Origin of the sequence: Chitinophaga sp. (assembly GCF_039596155.1) — a bacterium.
Lineage (GTDB): Bacteria > Bacteroidota > Bacteroidia > Chitinophagales > Chitinophagaceae > Chitinophaga.
Map to the genome: position 1 here is coordinate 71,340 of NZ_JBCNKF010000011.1, position 18,862 is coordinate 90,201.

Annotated in this window: 15 protein-coding genes and 2 tRNA genes; 12 read left to right on the forward strand and 5 right to left on the reverse strand. The window is 43.3% G+C overall.

Features of this window, described 5'->3' with window-relative positions; translation table 11 throughout:
* Nucleotides 1-25 precede the first annotated feature (25 nt).
* From ABDW33_RS12825 to ABDW33_RS12840, 4 genes are read left to right on the forward strand one after another with little or no spacing between them, the layout of a single operon-like run.
* Nucleotides 26-958, forward strand: coding sequence for an ABC transporter ATP-binding protein (locus ABDW33_RS12825; RefSeq protein WP_343690467.1), 933 nt, complete (start codon nt 26-28; stop codon nt 956-958).
* A gap of 5 nt (nt 959-963) precedes the next feature.
* Nucleotides 964-3,414 carry a Gldg family protein gene (locus ABDW33_RS12830; RefSeq protein ID WP_343690468.1) on the forward strand — a complete coding sequence of 817 codons (2,451 nt, stop codon included), beginning with the start codon at nt 964-966 and terminating at the stop codon, nt 3,412-3,414.
* 1 nt (nt 3,415) lies between these two features.
* Nucleotides 3,416-4,717: a DNA mismatch repair protein gene (locus ABDW33_RS12835; RefSeq protein WP_343690469.1), complete on the forward strand. Its 1,302-nt coding sequence runs from the start codon at nt 3,416-3,418 to the stop codon at nt 4,715-4,717.
* A gap of 1 nt (nt 4,718) precedes the next feature.
* On the forward strand, nt 4,719-6,014 hold the full coding sequence (locus ABDW33_RS12840; protein ID WP_343690470.1) for a DNA mismatch repair protein: 1,296 nt from the start codon (nt 4,719-4,721) through the stop codon (nt 6,012-6,014).
* Between the two features lie 76 nt (nt 6,015-6,090).
* Here ABDW33_RS12840 and ABDW33_RS12845 read toward each other — a convergent pair whose 3' ends face one another.
* Nucleotides 6,091-6,711 (reverse strand): hypothetical protein, encoded by a 621-nt coding sequence (locus ABDW33_RS12845; RefSeq protein WP_343690471.1) that lies wholly within the window; start codon nt 6,709-6,711, stop codon nt 6,091-6,093.
* A gap of 288 nt (nt 6,712-6,999) precedes the next feature.
* Between ABDW33_RS12845 and ABDW33_RS12850 the strand changes: the two genes are divergently transcribed.
* The 5 genes from ABDW33_RS12850 (at nt 7,000) to ABDW33_RS12870 (ending at nt 12,255) form a co-directional block, all read left to right on the forward strand.
* Nucleotides 7,000-7,839, forward strand: a complete 840-nt coding sequence (locus ABDW33_RS12850) for an SGNH/GDSL hydrolase family protein (RefSeq protein WP_343690472.1) — start codon at nt 7,000-7,002, stop codon at nt 7,837-7,839.
* 352 nt (nt 7,840-8,191) lie between these two features.
* Nucleotides 8,192-9,031 carry an SGNH/GDSL hydrolase family protein gene (locus ABDW33_RS12855; RefSeq protein WP_343690473.1) on the forward strand — a complete coding sequence of 280 codons (840 nt, stop codon included), beginning with the start codon at nt 8,192-8,194 and terminating at the stop codon, nt 9,029-9,031.
* A gap of 370 nt (nt 9,032-9,401) precedes the next feature.
* The gene (locus ABDW33_RS12860; protein WP_343690474.1) at nt 9,402-10,136 is read left to right on the forward strand and encodes an AraC family transcriptional regulator; all 735 of its coding nucleotides are present in this window, start codon (nt 9,402-9,404) and stop codon (nt 10,134-10,136) included.
* Between the two features lie 72 nt (nt 10,137-10,208).
* Nucleotides 10,209-10,742, forward strand: a complete 534-nt coding sequence (locus ABDW33_RS12865; RefSeq protein WP_343690475.1) for a dihydrofolate reductase family protein — start codon at nt 10,209-10,211, stop codon at nt 10,740-10,742.
* 124 nt (nt 10,743-10,866) lie between these two features.
* On the forward strand, nt 10,867-12,255 hold the full coding sequence (locus ABDW33_RS12870; RefSeq protein ID WP_343690476.1) for a hypothetical protein: 1,389 nt from the start codon (nt 10,867-10,869) through the stop codon (nt 12,253-12,255).
* 474 nt (nt 12,256-12,729) lie between these two features.
* On the opposite strand, the gene ABDW33_RS12875 is transcribed toward ABDW33_RS12870, so the two are convergent.
* From ABDW33_RS12875 to ABDW33_RS12885, 3 genes are all read right to left on the reverse strand, one after another.
* Nucleotides 12,730-12,815, reverse strand: a tRNA-Leu gene (locus tag ABDW33_RS12875).
* A 51-nt stretch (nt 12,816-12,866) separates the two neighbouring features.
* Nucleotides 12,867-12,939, reverse strand: a tRNA-Gly gene (locus ABDW33_RS12880).
* Between the two features lie 201 nt (nt 12,940-13,140).
* Entirely contained in the window at nt 13,141-13,992 is an 852-nt protein-coding gene (locus tag ABDW33_RS12885; RefSeq protein ID WP_343690477.1) for a hypothetical protein, read from the reverse strand.
* A 145-nt stretch (nt 13,993-14,137) separates the two neighbouring features.
* Here ABDW33_RS12885 and ABDW33_RS12890 point away from each other — a divergent pair, with 145 nt between their 5' ends.
* The 3 genes from ABDW33_RS12890 to ABDW33_RS12900 are packed head-to-tail and all read left to right on the forward strand — an operon-like array spanning nt 14,138 to nt 16,410.
* Nucleotides 14,138-15,070 (forward strand): DUF3667 domain-containing protein, encoded by a 933-nt coding sequence (locus ABDW33_RS12890; protein ID WP_343690478.1) that lies wholly within the window; start codon nt 14,138-14,140, stop codon nt 15,068-15,070.
* A gap of 8 nt (nt 15,071-15,078) precedes the next feature.
* Complete coding sequence (locus ABDW33_RS12895; protein ID WP_343690479.1) at nt 15,079-15,858, forward strand: enoyl-CoA hydratase-related protein; 780 nt, start codon at nt 15,079-15,081, stop codon at nt 15,856-15,858.
* A gap of 33 nt (nt 15,859-15,891) precedes the next feature.
* Nucleotides 15,892-16,410, forward strand: coding sequence for a hypothetical protein (locus tag ABDW33_RS12900; protein ID WP_343690480.1), 519 nt, complete (start codon nt 15,892-15,894; stop codon nt 16,408-16,410).
* Between the two features lie 55 nt (nt 16,411-16,465).
* On the opposite strand, the gene ABDW33_RS12905 is transcribed toward ABDW33_RS12900, so the two are convergent.
* Nucleotides 16,466-18,742: a Tex family protein gene (locus ABDW33_RS12905; RefSeq protein WP_343690481.1), complete on the reverse strand. Its 2,277-nt coding sequence runs from the start codon at nt 18,740-18,742 to the stop codon at nt 16,466-16,468.
* Nucleotides 18,743-18,862: the final 120 nt, after the last annotated feature.

The following is an 18,862-nucleotide window of genomic DNA, read 5'->3' on the forward strand; positions in this document are numbered from 1 at the left end:
TTTATAACAATCAATAAAACAGACAATGCAACATACGATTGTCAGGATCGAACATTTGTCACACCGGTATACAACCGCCTGGGCTATCCGGGATATTAACATGGAAATACCCAGCGTTGGTATCGTTGGCCTGCTTGGGTCTAATGGTGCGGGTAAAAGCACGACAATGAATATTCTTTGCGGAGCACTGAATCAAACGGAAGGCGAAGTCATTATTGACGGCATCAATATGCGGGAGCAGCCCCGGGAGGCTAAAAAAGCAATAGGGTTCCTGCCACAGCACCCCCCATTGTACATGGATCTTACCGTGGATGAATACCTGCATTATTGCGCAGGTCTCCGCCTGTTACCGAAAGAAAAAATGAAACAGGCGATAGACGAAGCGAAGGAACGCTGTGGCATATCACATTACAGTAAGCGGCTGATCGGTAATCTGTCTGGCGGGTACCGCCAGCGCGTAGGTATTGCCCAGGCAATTGTGCATAAACCCCGGCTCGTAGTACTTGACGAACCCACCAACGGGCTTGATCCTAACCAGATCACAGAGGTAAGGGCCCTGATCAAAGATATTGCTGCAGAGAGGGCTGTGATCTTTTCTTCTCACATATTATCGGAGGTCCAGGTATTGTGCAGGGATATTGTGATGATAGAAAGTGGAAGGATTGTATTTGCAGATACAATAGATGCATTTAACAATTATGTAGAGCCTCATAGTTTGCTGCTGCACCTGGAAAATCCACCTGCTGCTGCAGAACTGGAAAGGATCCCCGGCATCACGAAAGTTGACTTCCTGACGGAAAGACAGGTACGCCTTTATTTCAGCGGTGACCAGGAGATTGCGGAACAGGTAGTAGCTACCAGTGTACAGCAAGGCTGGCGCCTGAGAGAGATCAGTCTGGACAAAACAGCACTGGACGAAATATTTAAACAGTTGTCTTCAAATAAAGCGAATAATTAATCAGAATGAAAACAATCATACGGGTAGCGAAAACAGAATTAAAGCTGTTATTTTTCTCACCTATCGCCTGGTTCCTTTTAATTGTATTTCTCATTCAATGTGGTGTCACGTATTTCAATGCCATGTCCGGTTTCGTCCGTTTGCAGGATATGGGCGATTTTGGAACGCGCTTCCTGGATACATTGACCTCCCGCGTGTTTTTAGGTAGAAGTGGATTGTTCGGCTCAGTTATGCAGAACCTGTTCCTGTACATTCCATTGCTGACAATGAGCCTGATCAGCAGGGAGGTCGGCAGCGGTACCATTAAATTATTGTATTCTTCACCTGTCAGCATTTACGAGATCGTATTAGGCAAGTACCTGGCGATGGTTGTATATAGTCTGCTGCTGGTGGCGGTGATAGGCATATTTGTAGTCTGTGGGGTATTCAATATTGTCCATGCAGAAACACCGATGTTGCTGTCTTCATTACTGGGCTTCTTCCTGCTGTTATGTGCATATGCAGCCATCGGTATTTTTATGAGCAGCCTTACCACTTACCAGGTAGTCGCTGCGATCTGTACCTTTGTAATGATTGGCATATTAAGTTATATTGGTTTACTGTGGCAACGTGTTGCTTTTGTGAGGGAACTGACCTACTTCCTCTCTATCAACGGACGTACTATGAAAATGCTGTCAGGGTTGATCACAACAAAAGACCTGGCGTATTTTCTGGTAATAGTGTATATATTTCTTGGTCTCACCATTTACAAACTGAAAGCCGGTACAGAATCTAAAACCCCGATGGTGAAGACTATCAGGTATGCAGCCGTGATTGCTTCCGGATTGATGATCGGGTACATTGCTTCTATTCCTGCGCTGACTGGTTATTTTGATGTAACCTTCAATAAGAATCGTACCATTACTCCCCGTGTGCAAAAGATACTGGCGGACCTGGGAGATGCTCCGCTGGAAGTAACGGCCTATGCCAACCTGCTGGATCAAAACGGATTCATGGGCAACCCTGAGTATTATAATGATAATGAAGCGCACTGGGAGTTATATCGCCGTTTTAAGACGAACATCCATCTGAAGACTGTCGCTTATTACGACTCTGCCTATGGCAATTCAGTCATATTTAACGGTAGGGAAGGGCAGACGTTGAAGGAGCTGGCAGAACAATCGGCAAAGATGAATGATATGAAGCTCAGTTATTACATGACGCCGGAACAGATCCATAAAATCATTGATCTGCGGCCGGAAAGTAACCGGTATGTTATGCAGCTGCAGTGGAAAGGTAAAAAGACATTCCTGCGGGTTTTTAACGATCAGATGGTATGGCCGGGTGAAACGGAGGTAGCAGCTGCATTAAAAAGATTACAGGATGCAAAGGTGCCGGTGATTGGATTTCTGACAGGCGACCTGGAAAGGGACATAGATAAGATGGGAGATCGTGACTATAAGGGGCTGGCGAATCTCAATTCCTTCAGGAACTCATTGGTCAACCAGGGCTTTGATGTACAGACCATCTCACTTGAAAAAGACGAAATTCCTGCCAGTTTTGCTGCGCTGGTACTGGCAGATCCCAGGATTGAACTAACGCCTGCGGCTGTTTCAAAAATTCAGCAGTACATCAGCAATGGTGGGAATATGTTTATTGCCGGGGAGCCGGGCCGGCAACAGTTACTGAATCCGCTGCTGGCCCAGATAGGTATCCGGCTGGAAGGAACAGTATTGCAGGAGGATCCGGATGATTCACCGGAAAAGATACTATGTACAGCAACTCCGTTTTCCGTAGATCTGTACAAACCAATGGAAAAGATGATAGCAGACAGTATGTTGCTGCGTATGCAAGGTGCTACTGCTGTTAACTATGAGCAGGCCAGTGGTTTTACTGTCCATCCGTTGCAATTGTCCGATGCCAGGAAATCCTGGAAAAGGGTAAAGCCGGTAGATCCTGAGATGCTCATCAATGGAGCCGCAGGACCGGTATCAATGGGAGGTGATGTAGTAGCGGTGGTAGAGGAAGGAAACGGATCGTCCCATGCAAGATCATCTGCAGGAAATAAGCCTGGAGAGCCCTCTTCGCGGCCTGGTGCTGACAGGGCGGCGGCAGGTACGGTGCATTTCTCACCTGAAGATGGCGATCAGAAAGGGCCGATAGTGACGGTCGTGAGCATGGCCAGAAAAGTAAATGGAAAAGAACAGCGGATCGTCGTGGCAGGAGATGCAGATTTTCTTGATAACAAGGAACTGTTATCTCCGGGCAGGTCTAACTTCCTGTTTAGTACATCTATCTTCAGTTGGCTCAGTAATAATGAGTTCCCGATCGATACATCGAGACCGGATGCTAAAGACAAAAGGGTGACTATTAATTCCGACCAGCTCGAGATGTTACGTATCGTATTGATCTGGATATTACCTGCGCTGATATTTGCATTTGCGGCTATTCTACTGATCCGGCGTAAAAGAAAATAAGATGGTATTTAATACGGACAAACAAACCCGTGACGATCTGAAGATACTGGGAAGACAGGGGAGCGATGCCATATCGAATTTATTCCAGCGCTGTGTTACCCGTGGGGGAGCAGCTATGCTGGAAGAGATGTTCCTGTATCCACTGTCAGATGAAAGAGCTATTAACCGGCGAAGCTGTATGATCCGGTATTTTTCATCGAAAGGCGAACGTTTTCCATTTAGTGTAGCGTTATTCGATCCGGTAGAAGCTTATCTGGCTAATACAGATAAACGCTCACTGTTAGCAGACCGGACCAATTCAGTCAGCGACCGCATCGGAAGGCTGGTGGGCAATGACGTGGAAGCGCAACAACTTTACCAGGGACTGGAATCCCTGGTAAAGTTGCTGAAGGAAGTGAAAAGGTTTGTCGAACAACCGGGCGATACATACGGTGAAGAGGCGGCTATCCTGGCAATCCTGTCACATCCTGACCTTACTCCCGTTTTTGCAACGGGGCAGCCGGGTATATCAGCCTGTGATGAGTTGCTGCGTTTTCACCACCGGGAGGCCATGTTGCAGCTGTTACGACATCTTTACCTGCTGGATGTATACATTGCTGTCGGGATAGTAGCGAGAGAAAGAAATCTTTGTTTTGCAACTGCTTTACCGGGTGAGGAGGCAACACTTTTACTAGAAGGCGTGTATCATCCACAGTTGAAAAACGCGGTTCCCAACCAGCTGGATATGAAGGCAGACAGTAATCTTGTATTCCTGACGGGAGCGAATATGGCGGGTAAGTCTACATTCATGAAGTCGGTTTGTATTGCGGTATACATGGCGCATATGGGATTTCCGGTGGCAGCAGCAGCCATGCAATTCAGCGTGCTGGACGGAATTTATACCACCATTAACCTGCCGGATAACCTGGGTATGGGCGCCAGCCATTTTTATGCAGAGGTATTGCGGGTAAAAAAGATAGCACGGGCATTGCAACAGCAGCAACGGTTGCTGGTCGTTTTTGATGAACTGTTCAGGGGAACAAATGTAAAAGATGCCTGCGATGCGACAATAGCCATAGTAGGAGGATTTGCAGCGAAGCAGCGTAGCCTTTTCATCATCAGTACGCATATTATGGAGGCAGGAGAGGTGCTGCAGAAGAAGTGTCCTTCCATACAATTTTTGTTTATGCCGACGACAATGCGGGATAATAAACCTGTATATAGTTATAAGGCATCGCCCGGTATCAGCGAAGATCGTCATGGAATGGTGATCATACGAAACGAGGGCATACTGGATTTACTGCGCAACGGTAAAAAGAAATAGGATGAAATTCATAATAGACAATCACACGCTGGAAGACTTAAACCTGTTAGGGAAATTTAAACCTAATTCGATATTCAGCATTTTCAACAGGGTAAAGACAGCAGGAGGAGAGCGCCTGCTGGAAAAGTACTTTAAGGAGCCATTGACAGATCCGGCTGCCATAAACAGCCGAAGTGGTATGTTTCAATATTTCGCGGAGAAACAGTTGCGATTCAGTTTCGAAGGTATAGAAGAGATGCTGCAATATATGGCCCTTCCGGGAGCATCTTCGTTGCCACTTGCGATAGCGGGAATGGTGAAAAATAAGCTGCTTAAGAGCCTGGTGCATGACGACAGGTATGATAAGGCAGACCAGGGGCTTCGTGCCACTATATCGTGTCTGAATGCCGTTAAGTCTTTTTTGCCTTTGCTTTCAGGTTATCCGCAGCCTGAGCAGCTGCAGGAGGTGCAGCAATTATTGCAGCAGGATCGTTTAAAATGGCTGCAGGATGTGTTGCCATCAAAACTGCCTGCGCGCTGTCACTATCTGATGCACCATGTATTCAGGCATGAGATAGAAAATCTCATATCGTTATTGTACTACTGGGACGTGATGATGGCAGTAGCGGGCGTAGCACGTGACAGGGGATTCTTTTTTGCCCGGGCATTACCGGCGGAGGCACATGCATTTAAAAGTTCCGGTATCAGTCATCCGGCGCTGAGCAATGCGACGGCTAATCCTATTGCTGTTGATTCCCGGCAGCATTTGCTCTTCCTCACCGGAGCAAACATGGCAGGTAAATCTACATTGATGAAGTCCTTTGGTATAGCGGTTTACCTGGCACACCTGGGTTTTCCTGTAGCGGCCAGGGAGCTGGAATTTTCGGTGATGGAGGGATTATATACTTCCATCAATTTACCTGATAATCTGGCACAGGGATACAGTCATTTTTATGCGGAGGTACTCAGGGTGAAGAAGGTGGCAGAAGACGTGAGCAAAGGACATCACCTGGTGGTGATCTTTGATGAGCTTTTTAAAGGAACAAATGTAAAGGATGCATATGATGCCACGCTGGAAGTAACAAAGGCATTTGGTGAATATGAGAATAGTTTCTTTATGATCTCCACCCATATATTAGAAGTGGCAGATGCATTGGTGGAGAGTAATACGCCGGCAACCTTTTTGTACCTGCCTACCATCATGAACGGTGCGGTGCCTGAATATACTTACAGGCTTACCCCGGGAGTGACGAATGATAGGCAGGGAATGGCAATAATAGAGAATGAAGGAATATTGGAAATGCTGGAGTTGAAGTGAAATCATTGACCAACCATTTTGTAAGCCCGGTAGTGTCTATTACCGGGTGTTTGTTTTGTAGGTTTATGTAGGAGTGTTATCTCGGTATCAATGAATACCGGGCTTCATTAAAATAAAGATTGCCGGTGAGGTAGGAGGGATCCGCTTTGATTGTTTTTCTTTTTAGTTTGACCTTTTCTTCAATACAGTTTACCGTGCAATTGAAGAAGGAGACCCATTTTTTGTTTTCATAGCCAACAACATCTACATTATAGACACCACGTTGTTTTGTTGAATTGAAGTGATAAAAGATGGAATCACCTTTGTCTTCCAATTCGAATCTTTTAGCGGCGACATGAGCATTGATAGCTATCAGTCTGATCGCGCTTTCCGGAGAGGCGGTTACTGTTCTCAGTTCACGGTTAAATTTCTCTTTCCAGTTTTTTCCGTATTTGGCGACCAGTGGCCTTTCAGCAATCTTATTACATGCCTGCAGGCTATCCATTTCCTGTTGTGTGACGACACAACCCATTTCTTCCCTGTAAAATCCCCATTTTGTGCACAGGTTTGATTCTTCCGGGTAAGTGGGAAAGTGGGGCATCCCAAAGGTATAGAGCCTGATCAGGGTATCGGGTTGTTGGTGTCGGGTGATGGCTGTATGGTAGGTGCGGCACTGGCAGAGGGTGAATAGAATGAAAACCGGGATGATATATTTCATGTTTTTTATAGTTTAGGATTGAGTCAGATGCTATGGTAATTATTTAAGGCCCTCGTCCTGCTCCAAAAGTAAATCCAAATAACAGTATTGCAAATTGTTGATTGTTTTGAGTGAAGATGAGGTTGTTTTGGGTAATGGCGGAATAGGCGGCAGTCTTGACGAGATCCTCATCCAGAATTGTTGAAAAAAGGAGAGAATGTGGTGGTTGTTCTATATTAATTTATTTTATTATTATAAATATTTAACAACCATAAGTCGCTTTGTTACGTATATAGCACAAAAATTACGATGAAAGCGTACAAACTATTTCCACTGTTACTCTTATTGACAGTGGTATTCAGCTCATTTATGCCGCCTGGAGAGATTACCTGGACCGCTATTGGCGATTCATTTACATATTTGAACGATCACCTTAATGAAAGCGAGTACCGGGTAAAAAAAGGCTGGATCACCAGAACAACTGAACTGGTACCGGGTCTGACTTATACGAACCAGGGCCACAATTATTGGACAGCGAAAGAAATTGCTGAAAAGATAGAAAAATTCGACCTGGAGTCATCGGATATTTATACCATATTCCTGGGTGCCAATGATTGGTGGGTAGGTGTGAAACTGGGAACGATGGACGATTATGTCAATAATACAGGTGCTGGTACAATGTATGGGGCTTACCGGGTGATTATTAATAAATTAAAAAGCCTGAACCCTAAGGCGCATATCATATTGATCACACCTATGCAGCGGGGTGATTTCGTTTATCTGCTTAATACGAGGATCAATGGTTATGGGTCTTACAGGGATAAGAATGGTCAAAGCCTTGAATCTTTTGCAGATGCGGTGAAGGCGATAGCAAAAGCAGAGCAGTTTGAGGTAGTGGATCTGTATAAGGAGCGCAGGTTAGGTATCAGGCAGGCGGTAAAATTTAAATACCTGCGGGATCCCCAGACATACGAGTATAAAGAATATACTTATCCCGATTATGTAGATATTCCATATAATGAGGCAGACGAGTATCCTTATCCTACAAGGGCGATCGATATGACGTATGATGGTATTCATCCTTCAGATAAAGGTTGTGCGGTGATAGCGGAGATGTTGGCCAAAGTGATAAAGACGATTCAGTTTTAACGGAGGTTTTGCTTATAAACGGTAATCATAAAGAAAGGGCATCGACAAACTGTCGATGCTTTTTTATGTTTATGATAGTTGGTTTGAGAGGGTATTGCAGTTAATGAAGGCTTCCGGAGTAAGCGGCTTGCATATCGTCTTATAACATCCGGGAAATGGAAGAGTATAGATTTCAGGTGTTCGAGTTGTAGACCAGTTGTTGTGTGACTTCACCCGGTGGTGGTGGAGTGATTCCTGCATTTTGAGCGTGTTTATCTTTTGGGGCAATAAGTGATAAAAGAAATAGTATAATTTACATAAAACATACAACCAAAGTTTTATATAATACGTATATGCTATTTAAAACTATTTTATGCAGGTTCGTATATTGTTACCACTGTTGTTACTTTTGACAGTGTCGATGAGCTCCTTTATACCACAGAAAACCATCACCTGGACCGCCATTGGCGATTCGTTTACGTACTTAAATGACCACCTTGAAGAGAGTCAAAATCGTGTAGGAAAGGGGTGGATAACAAGAACTGCGGATCAGGTACCGGGTCTGACGTATATTAATAAGGGTCAGAATTACCTGACGAGTGTTGAGATTGCATATAAAATAGATGACCTGGGACTGACGTCTTCGGATATTTACACCATATTCCTGGGTACTAATGACTGGTGGCTTGGCGTAAAACCGGGTACATTGGATGACTATAAGAACAACACCGGGATTGCTACTTTAAATGGTGCATTCAGGGTGATCATCGATAAATTACGCAGTCTTAACCCGAAAGCACATATCATATTGCTGACGCCCATGCAGCGTGGCGATTTTGTTTACCTGCTCAATCATAATTTCAATAGCTGGGGATCCTATAAAGACCAGGAGGGGCAGAGCCTGTTGTCTTTTGTGAATGCGGTAAAAGCGATCGGTAAGGCGGACAACCTGGAAGTGGTGGATCTTTATACTGAGCCCAGATTGAGTATAGAAAATGCGGTTAAATTTAAATTACTCAGGGATCCTCAGACGCGGGAGTATAAGGAATATACTTATCCTGAGTATACTAAGATACCTTTTTATGTAGGGGATAAATATCCTTATCCTGAGAATGCGATAGATGTGACGTATGATGGGATACATCCTTCGGATAAAGGAGGGGCTATTATTGCGGAGATATTGGCCAAGGTGATAACGGGTATTCAGTTTTAGAAGACCGGCGATTTGCGAGGTAAAAATAATGGAGGGCATCGACGGGAGTCGATGCCCTTTTTTTGTTAAGGGGGCTGCGACGAATTTCTCCTGTTTTTGCTGTTCTTCCTATAGCCATTTGAATAGGTTATTAAGATATCAACAAATTGAGAGTGATATCATTCTCCCCGAGCCTTGTGCCGGCAGATGCTCATACCGGTTTGAATATTCAAAGAATATGTGTAGCTATACCATGAATTTCAAATTTAACTAGAAGTACCATTTGTATAAGTGGGGATTTTTCCTGTATTTATGAAAGTTTCGCATAGATGCCTGCTAATATAGAATCGTTATTTTTGAGTGGTTATTATAAAAAAGACACCTTGCACAAATGGAGTATAAAGAAATAAAACCTTGTAAAGGATTAGCCTCTTTTATTCATTCTTACTGGGAGTTAAAAGGTAACGAACCTGATAGACAATGGGAGCGAATTTTTCCAGATGGCTGTGCCGGGCTGGTCATAAATGTAGGTAGTACCTGTTTAACAGACAATGGTGCTGTTAATATGGCGTTTGGGAAAACTTATGTTGTTGGTGCGATGACTACATTCAAAGATAGTTTTATTGACAATGGAACGCATCTATTAGGTGTGTGCTTCAAGCCCGCAACATTTGATAAATTTTATAATTACGCTTCGCAAAATGAGTTGATTAACGATACTGTTGAGTTTGAGAAAATCAATTCATTTAGCATTGATAAAATACTTGACAATCCATACAAATACCTGAATCAGTTTTTTTCTGATAGAATCCAAAACAAATCCAATCTGCTGGAATCCGTTATCAATGATATTCGTACAACAAACGGACAAATTAGTATTTATGAACTATCTAAGAGAAATTTCACAACGGTAAGACAATTAGAACGGTATTTTAAAAAGTACATTGGATTATCTCCGAAGGAATATGTTAATATCATTCGCTTTCAGCATGCTTTGACCATTATTAAAAATTCAGATAAAGACCGGAGTTTACTAGATATTGCTTTTGAATGCGGCTATTATGATCATGCGCATCTTACCAATGAAATCAAGCGACATACAGGACTTTCCCCATCATTGCTTTAATTTGTCGCATTTTTACAAAGTATGATTGGTTGGCAGGAAGTAATTTTGCAAAAACATTAAAATTCAAAACAGATGCGAAAGATTTCACTTTTCATTGCGACAAGTTTAGACGGCTACATTGCAAAGCCTAATGACGACCTTAGCTTCTTAAAACTCGTTGAAAAGGAAGGTGAAGATTATGGTTATGCGAAATTTACAGATACGATTGATACGTTGATCATCGGCAGGAAAACTTATGATTATGTCGTTAAAGAGATTGGTCCCTCTCATTATGACAATGGACAAAGAGATGTGTATGTAATAACAAGAACTGAAAGGCCACAGGTGGGTAGAACGATTTTCTATAGCGGGAGTTTGGTTGAATTGGTTGACCGGTTAAGATCGGAGGGTGGTAGGAATATTTATTGTGACGGTGGGGCAGAGGTGATCAATGAGTTATTGAAGAGTGGGTTGGTAGACGAGTTTATTATATCGGTTATCCCGGTTTTATTAGGTAATGGGACAAGGCTTTTTAAGGATGGAAGGCCTGAGCAGGTGCTTGAATTTGTGGATGCGAAGGTGTTTGAAACTGGGTTGGTGCAGTTGTGTTATAGGCGGAAGGGTTAATACCTGTAGAATTTGCAGGCTTACATTGAATGATCTGGCAAGTATTCCTTGGAAAAATACAAACTAGTTGGTATAGGTAAATTAATGCATCTCTGTTAATTTCACGCTATAACAACTTACCCCCATGAAGACTGACCCACAACTTTTAAAGCGATATGGTCTTATCGTATTGTTTTTTACCCTACAGGTCTCGCTTTATGGGCAGGGTTCCATAAATTTTGATGCTTTTAAGGTTGACAATGATGGCCATAAAAAGTTAAATGACGAAAACTCATTCAAAAGACTCATTAATGAACAGTTTAGTGCACTAATTACGGGGAGTACGAAAAATAGCTTGGGTAATTTTGCGTCCGTAGATCTTGCGGATGCCTCTGTTTCACTCGCTGGCAATCTTATCGCAAAGAATGGTTCAATATTTACCGTCAAAGCTAATGGTGGTACAACGGACGGTTTCTTCGCCATTTTTGATAACTCAAAACTAAACACCCAGGTCGCTATTGATCTTCAGTATAACTTTCTTTCTTTAGACCAGCAGCAGCTTCAATTTAATACAGATTCGGCTGATGCTTACAACGGCAGCATTAACAAAATAGCATATGACTATCATCTGAAAAAGATAGAGCTGGTTCCGAAAAGGAATGCTGATTTACTGAACTTACAGCACAAAAAAGATACATTAACCCAGAAAATTAGCCAGTTAAATGACCGGCTTAAAACTGAGACTGATCCTGATAAAGTATTATCGTTGCAGACAGATCTGGCTAAAACACAGCTATTAGCGGATTCCATAAATAGCGCAATTACAGATTACCCCTCACTTGGTCAGCAGACATTGAGCCTTGAAAATATTACACTGGCAAAATTGAACGGACTTTCATTTTCATCAAAAATAATAGGGTTCGCTTTTGGCTGGTTTTCTGTTGGCTATAAAGTGAACAACAATGCGTTTAAGTGTTTTAATCCAACTGCGGCATATGATTTACAGGTAACAGATACTTCTTTTGTAAGCCATGAAGTAAGACTCCAATATTCCTATTATAAATGGGCAAACAACAGTCGTTCATATTTTTATGATGCAGGAATTGCATTTGATTATACGGATAATTTCGACCAGCTGAAGAAGAAAACCATTACAGAGAAAAGAGATTATGGCAGTACTGTTGATGAGAGAAGCACTACAAAACAATATAATGCTTATCAAGGTACGTATCAGCGGGACCTGAAACAGTTAAAGTTCTATGGTGATGTGTACTGGTTTTTCTTTAACAGAGGGGCATTTCACCTGGCACCGGAGTGGTTGGTTAAAAGTAATGAGAAGCCTATAGGTAATGCCTCTATAGGTTTTTTAATGGGCTTGAAAGATAGTAAAAAGAACGATGGCTCTATTGTTAATATTGAGTTGTACTATAAATTCCTGGACGTATTTAAAGCTACGGACACAGATTATAAATTGTTTGAACGCAACAGTATCGGCCTCAGATTTACCTTTCCTTTACAATTTAAATATAAATAGTTATGGGTGACTCAATATATTATCAGGCCGTTTGCGATGATTGTGATTTTAGTGGCGACAAGAGGAGCCTTAAATCAGACGCATATGATGATGCATTGGCGCATAAGGCTGAACTGGGCAAGCAAAATCATACGGTAAATGTTATTACGACAACAACAAAAAAGCCGCGATTTTTAAGTTTTATACATAGGGGGAAATAGAAATCAAGTTTCTTTATTGGGTACAAAATTCTCTTTTTTAGAATAAGGTACAGACTGATAGGAATATAGTGTCGCACTCTTGGTTGCGGGGAAGTTTCCGTTCTCAAGACAATAGGTTAATTAGGTTTTATATGACAGTCTTGGTTGAGAAGTTATTTACTGGCATGTCCGCGATAATAGGAAAAATAGACAGGAGTATTATTTAGTAATAAAAAAGGCATCGCTCATCGCGATGCCTTTTTTATCAACTATTTCGAAGCGCCAGCTTCATCTGTACCCGGGATGGGAGTTGAACCCACACTCCCATTGCTGGGAACGGGATTTTAAGTCCCGCGTGTCTACCAATTCCACCACCCGGGTATCCTCAAAACAAAAAATCCAAACTGCAAGCAATTTGGAAGTCTGTTCGGGAGCGGAAGACCGGGCTCGAACCGGCCACCCCGACCTTGGCAAGGTCGTGCTCTACCAAATGAGCTACTTCCGCTTGTGTGTAAGAACTTTATTTCCCTCAGAAACAACCCGTTGTTTTTTCGTTGGGATTGCAAAGATAGGATTTGTTTTATAAAAACAAAAAAATCTTATCCTTATTTTTTGAAATTTGTCTCTCTACCCAGCAAACCCAAGCCCAGCAAAGTATTAAAGTAAATAAAAAAGACTGCGATATCGCAGCCTTTTCTAAAAATCTTTAAAATTTATATTTATACCTGACCACACCCACCTGCACTTTCTGCCTTCCATACACATCCTGCCCCTCCAGCAAATTCATGTCATTATACGTATTTCTATAAATGATATAATCCCCCGTTTCCACATTGACCGTTGTCGTAGCGCCAATCCTGTTCTTTGCATCATAATCAAATACATAATCAGGCAACATTTTCTGTTTGGATGGGTAGTAGCGGTAAATGTCCGTCAGTAACCCCTGATCATTGTACTTGTAATAGATCTTGCCCTTGCCCGTTTCCTGCTCTTCTACAATACGCCCTACACTGTCCTGTACAAACTTTACCGTTGTGGAGTCTTCCAGCTTTTCGCCCCGGAAATGGATCATCCTCACTGGTTTATTGAGAGAGTCGTATACATACCTTCTCGTCTCTGATACCGAATACTTATTCTTAGGATCTTCAGTTTTTACGTAGATCTCTTTGATATTATGTGACGAATCGTATTTATCGTACGTGTAAATAGTAGTGGTAATAATGCTACGGGTACTATCTATAATCTTGGTCAGATGTCCTTTGGTATTGAAGTAAGTCCGCATAATCGAACGGCCCGTTGCTGCTGAAGCAGTCACTGTCACCAGTTGCCGGTAGTTGTCAGAGAAATCACGCTCACTTCTGAAATCATAATCCGTTTTACGCCCCTCGGCATCCAGGCTGAATACGATCTGTGACACCACCTTGGCCTTTTTATAATTGGCCTGGTTTTCCTCCGTCTGCCTGGTATTGAGAATGTCCAGGTAGTAAAACTGTGCATGGGCCCCGGTGTAAAGTCCCAGAAATATGGCTATGGCAAATAAAGTTTTTCTCGTGTACATATTAAATGCAAAAATAATGATTTAGGGAATGTTACGTATGAAGGATTTGTAAATTGTTGAGATCCAGTACAATCCCCTTTTTTATTCCCCTTAAACGTAAAACAGATTAAAAAAATTATATTTATAGGACTAACACTTTAACCATTTGAAAACACAACCTATCCGGGCAGAAAAAAACTGCCTTAACTGCGGCACGGAAGTTCCGGAGCGTTACTGTACCCATTGCGGCCAGGAAAATACTGTTCCCCACGAATCTTTCGGCCACCTGTTCAACCACTTCTTTGCTGATGTAATTCATTATGATTCAAAGACCCTGATCACCCTGAAATACCTCCTGTTCCGACCGGGATTCCTCACCCAGGAGTATATTGCCGGCAAAAGGGTACGGTATGTGAACCCGATCAAGTTCTACATCTTTACCTCTTTCGTCTTTTTCTTTAGCTATTTCGCTTTTACACACGAAGAGGAGGGAAAAGATGTAAACTCCACAGTGATTGTGGCCGAAAGTTACCATCCGGGCGATTACGACAAAACTGATAGTATTGCCAATACCTGGGCAAAGAAACTGGACAGGTACAAGAATGAAGAAGATTACTTAAATGCCCAAAAAGCGCTGCCGGCAAATAAGCGGGACGGTGCTTTTACCAGGCTGGCCGTGCGCCAGTACTTTAAACAAAAAGAGCGGAAGGAAAAAGGAGAAGCAGGAATGGATGAGCGCTTTCAGCACAACTATCCCAAGATGATGTTCATCCTGCTACCGCTATTTGCCCTTTATCTTAAATGGTTTTATCGGCGCAGTAAAAAATGGTTTTATGCTGACCATGCTATTTTCTCGCTGCACTTCCACACATTTTTTTTCATTTTCTACCTGTTCACGACCATACTTGACTGGTTGTTCAATGTAGATTTCATTTCCCTGGCCGGTCTTGTTGTCATCTTCATTTACCTCATACTTTCTCTCAAACGGATCTATGGAGGTAAACCTTTCTGGAAGGCTTTCTGGCTGGTATTATTGTATAGCTTCACCCTGCTGGTGGTCTTTACCGGGTTTACAATAATCATCAGCTTTTTGATGTAAATTAGGAGATGCAACCTGAATTTATAATCATACACCAGCAAGTGGCGCCCTATGTAGCCCACATCCAATTGAACCGCCCCAAAGAACTGAATGCCCTCAATCTGCAACTAATGACAGAGCTGAAAGAGGCTTTAAAAACACTGGATGCAGACGATAGTGTACGCGTAATCGTAATCAGTGGAAATGACAAGGCATTTGCGGCCGGTGCTGATATTAAACAGATGGCAGGGAAAACTGCCATGGATATGTATAATATCGATCAGTTCAGTACCTGGGATACAATAAAGAAAACAAAGAAACCGTTGATTGCAGCAGTAAGTGGTTTTGCTTTAGGCGGTGGTTGTGAGCTTGTTATGCTTTGCGACTTGATCGTTGCCAGTGAAACCGCCCGCTTCGGACAACCGGAGATCAAGATCGGCGTCATGCCCGGAGCAGGAGGGACCCAGCGCCTCACCAGGGCCGTAGGCAAAGCGCTCGCCATGGAAATGGTGCTGACAGGAAAATTTATTACCGCAACCGAAGCATTAAATGCAGGACTAATTAACCGTATCGTTCCGGTTGAACTATATTTGCAGGAAGCATTCCAGTTGGCAACAGAAATTGCATCACTGAGTCCACTCGCTGTTCGTATGGCGAAAGAGTCTGTATTGAAAGCCTTTGATAGCTCGCTGGAAGAAGGTTTGCATTTTGAAAGGAAGAACTTCTACCTGCTGTTTGCCTCCGAAGATCAGAAAGAAGGCATGCAGGCTTTTGTAGAAAAACGTACACCTGTATTTAAAGGAAAATGATAGCGGCTTTGGAAAGCCGTGAACAATGAAATCATGACATTTACCAAACATGTGACAGCCATGACTGTGTTGGCTGCATGCATCTTAGGATGTAAAGAACCCACTACGACTAATGCAAGGGAAAAAAAAGACAATATTGCAGCACCGGAGACCGATACCATGATTACCACCAACGACGCAGTTGAACCGGTGAAAGTTACGTCGTGGAAGCATTTTGAACAGTACGACGGTAAGTATATTACAGAAACAGATATACTACAACATGAACCGCTCAAATCGCGGCTCAGAAGTTTACTCGGAAATGAAAATAATACCCTGCAGCAACGCTTTGATGTCGCTCCTCCTATCGAGGTTGAAAACGATATTCTGTATAACCAGGGATGTCGTAAACACTATTGTGGGGCCGACGAAGCTGCGATCGCAATCGATATGAAACATGATGTTGTGTATGCAGGTGTGGCGGTAAACGGGGTTGTAAAGCTGTATACCGAAGATGCGGCAACACGATATCCTGAGAAACTCCTGAAGTGGAAAGAAAAATTTGGTGAATAAGCACATAAAAAAGCGCCCATTCTTGTACAGAATGGGCGCTTTCCCTATAAAACTATTAATTGAATTTCTTCTTCAATTCTGCCAGTTTAGCCTGAAAATCATTCAATGGTGCAGGTGCGCCGCTCTTTCTGTTCCCGTTGTTATCCGGTCTTCTGTCTCCCGTACCCCTGTTCTCCCTTCTCTGACCACCGCCTTGCTGTGCCGGCTCATTGGTCTTCATAGACAGTGATATACGCTTACGGCTCGGATCTACTTCCAATACGGTTACAGTTACCTTCTGGTTCAGCTTCACTGCTTCATTTGGATTACTGATATACTTATTGCTCAGATGAGAAATATGCACGAGACCGTCCTGTTTCACCCCAACATCCACAAATGCGCCGAAGTTAGTAATGTTAGTTACCACACCCGGCAATGTCATACCGACTCTCAGGTCTTCCATGCTCTTAATGCCTTCCGCATATTCAAAGATGGCAATTTCATCGCGAGGGTCACGACTTGGCTTATCCAGCTCCTTCAGGATGTCTTCCAATGTGAGCAGACCCACTTCTTCACTTACATACTCCTTAGGATTGATTTGCTTACGCAGCTCTTCCTTTGTCATCAGGTCCTGTACAGTACAATGCTGCTTGGTTGCCATGCTCTCAATCAGTTTGTAGCGCTCAGGGTGTACTGCTGAATTATCCAGTGGATTATCGCCATTCTCAATACGCAGGAAGCCCGCACATTGTTCGAATGCCTTTTCACCCAGACGGGTTACCTTCTTCAGTTGTAAACGGTTGCTGAACGCACCATTCTCCTTGCGGTACTTTACAATATTCTCTGCCAGTGAAGGTCCTAAACCAGACACATAGGCCAGCAGGTGCTTCGAAGCTGTATTCAGGTTCACACCTACATTGTTCACGCAGCTTACGACCACCCTGTCCAGGCTCTGTTTCAACTGTGACTGGTTCACGTCATGCTGGTACTGGCCTACACCAATTGCTTTCGGATCAATCTTTACCAGCTCAGCCAGCGGATCTATCAGTCGGCGACCAATAGATACAGCACCACGTACCGTTACGTCAAATTCCGGGAACTCCTCACGCGCTACTTCCGATGCAGAATACACAGAAGCACCACTTTCATTCACCATGAATACGTTGATCTTTTTACCAAAATCAATCTTCTTCACAAATTCTTCAGTCTCTCTGCCGGCAGTACCGTTACCAACCGCGATAGCAGAAGTATCATAGCGATCCGCCCATTTTTTCAGCAGGGCCTCCGCGTCATCACGTTTATAGTTCTTTTCCAGTGGATAGATCACATCATTATCCAGCATATTACCCTGGTTGTCCAGCGCTACTACCTTACAACCGGTTCTGTAACCCGGGTCTATGGCAATCACGGCTTTAGGCCCCAGTGGTGCAGCAAGTAACAGCTGACGCAGGTTCTCTGCAAATACTTCGATGGCTTCCTGATCTGCCCTTTCTTTTGCAAGTGCACGGAATTCATTTTCCAGCGATGGACGCAGCAAACGCTTGTAAGAATCGGTGATGGCCTTTCCTACCTGCTCGCTGGCAGCATTTCTGGTGGTAATGAATTGTTTCTCCATGATATCGATCGCTTCTTCTTCGTTAGGAGCGATCGTACCATACAGGAATCCTTCGGCTTCTCCACGCAGGATGGCCAGTACACGGTGAGAAGGAATCTTGCTGAAATCTTCATTAAAATCGAAGTAATCTTTGTATTTATTACCCTCTTCTTCTTTGCCTTCGATCACTTTGGAGGTTAAAACAGAAGTATGGGTGAAAAGCTTACGCATTTTGTCACGCAGCTCAGCATTTTCGTTGATCCACTCTGCCATGATATCACGGGCACCTTTCAGGGCTTCTTCCGTAGACGCTACCTGCTCATTAAGGAACTGTTCTGCAAGGGATTGTGGTACACCATCCTGTTGTTCGAACAGCATTTTAGCCAGTGGTTCCAGACCTTTTTCGATCGCCACAGTAGCCCGGGTCTTACGTTTGGGTTTGTATGGCAGATAAATATCTTCCAGTTCTGTCAGTACCCAGGTGTTTTCCAGTTTGTCCAGCAGTTCCGGAGTCATTTTCTCCTGATCTGTAATGGTTTTGATAATGAACGCACGACGTTCATCGATTTCCTTGTAACGTTTCTGCAGGTCTTCGATACGGCCTATCTGCACCTCATCAAGGCTGCCTGTCACTTCCTTACGGTAGCGACTGATAAAGGGTACAGTAGACCCCTCTGCCAGCAAATTCATGGTATTCTCAGCTGAACGGGCTGGAATGCCCAATTCAGACGAAATAAGTGCAATGTGTTTGGTATTCATGAAACGAAAATTAGTCTTTTTACGGTTATTAAACCGGCCGACAAATGTAACTAAAATGCCTTTGTCATCAACAAAAAGAAATTAACATATGATGGCCGCCCGGCTACCCTCAAATTTCGG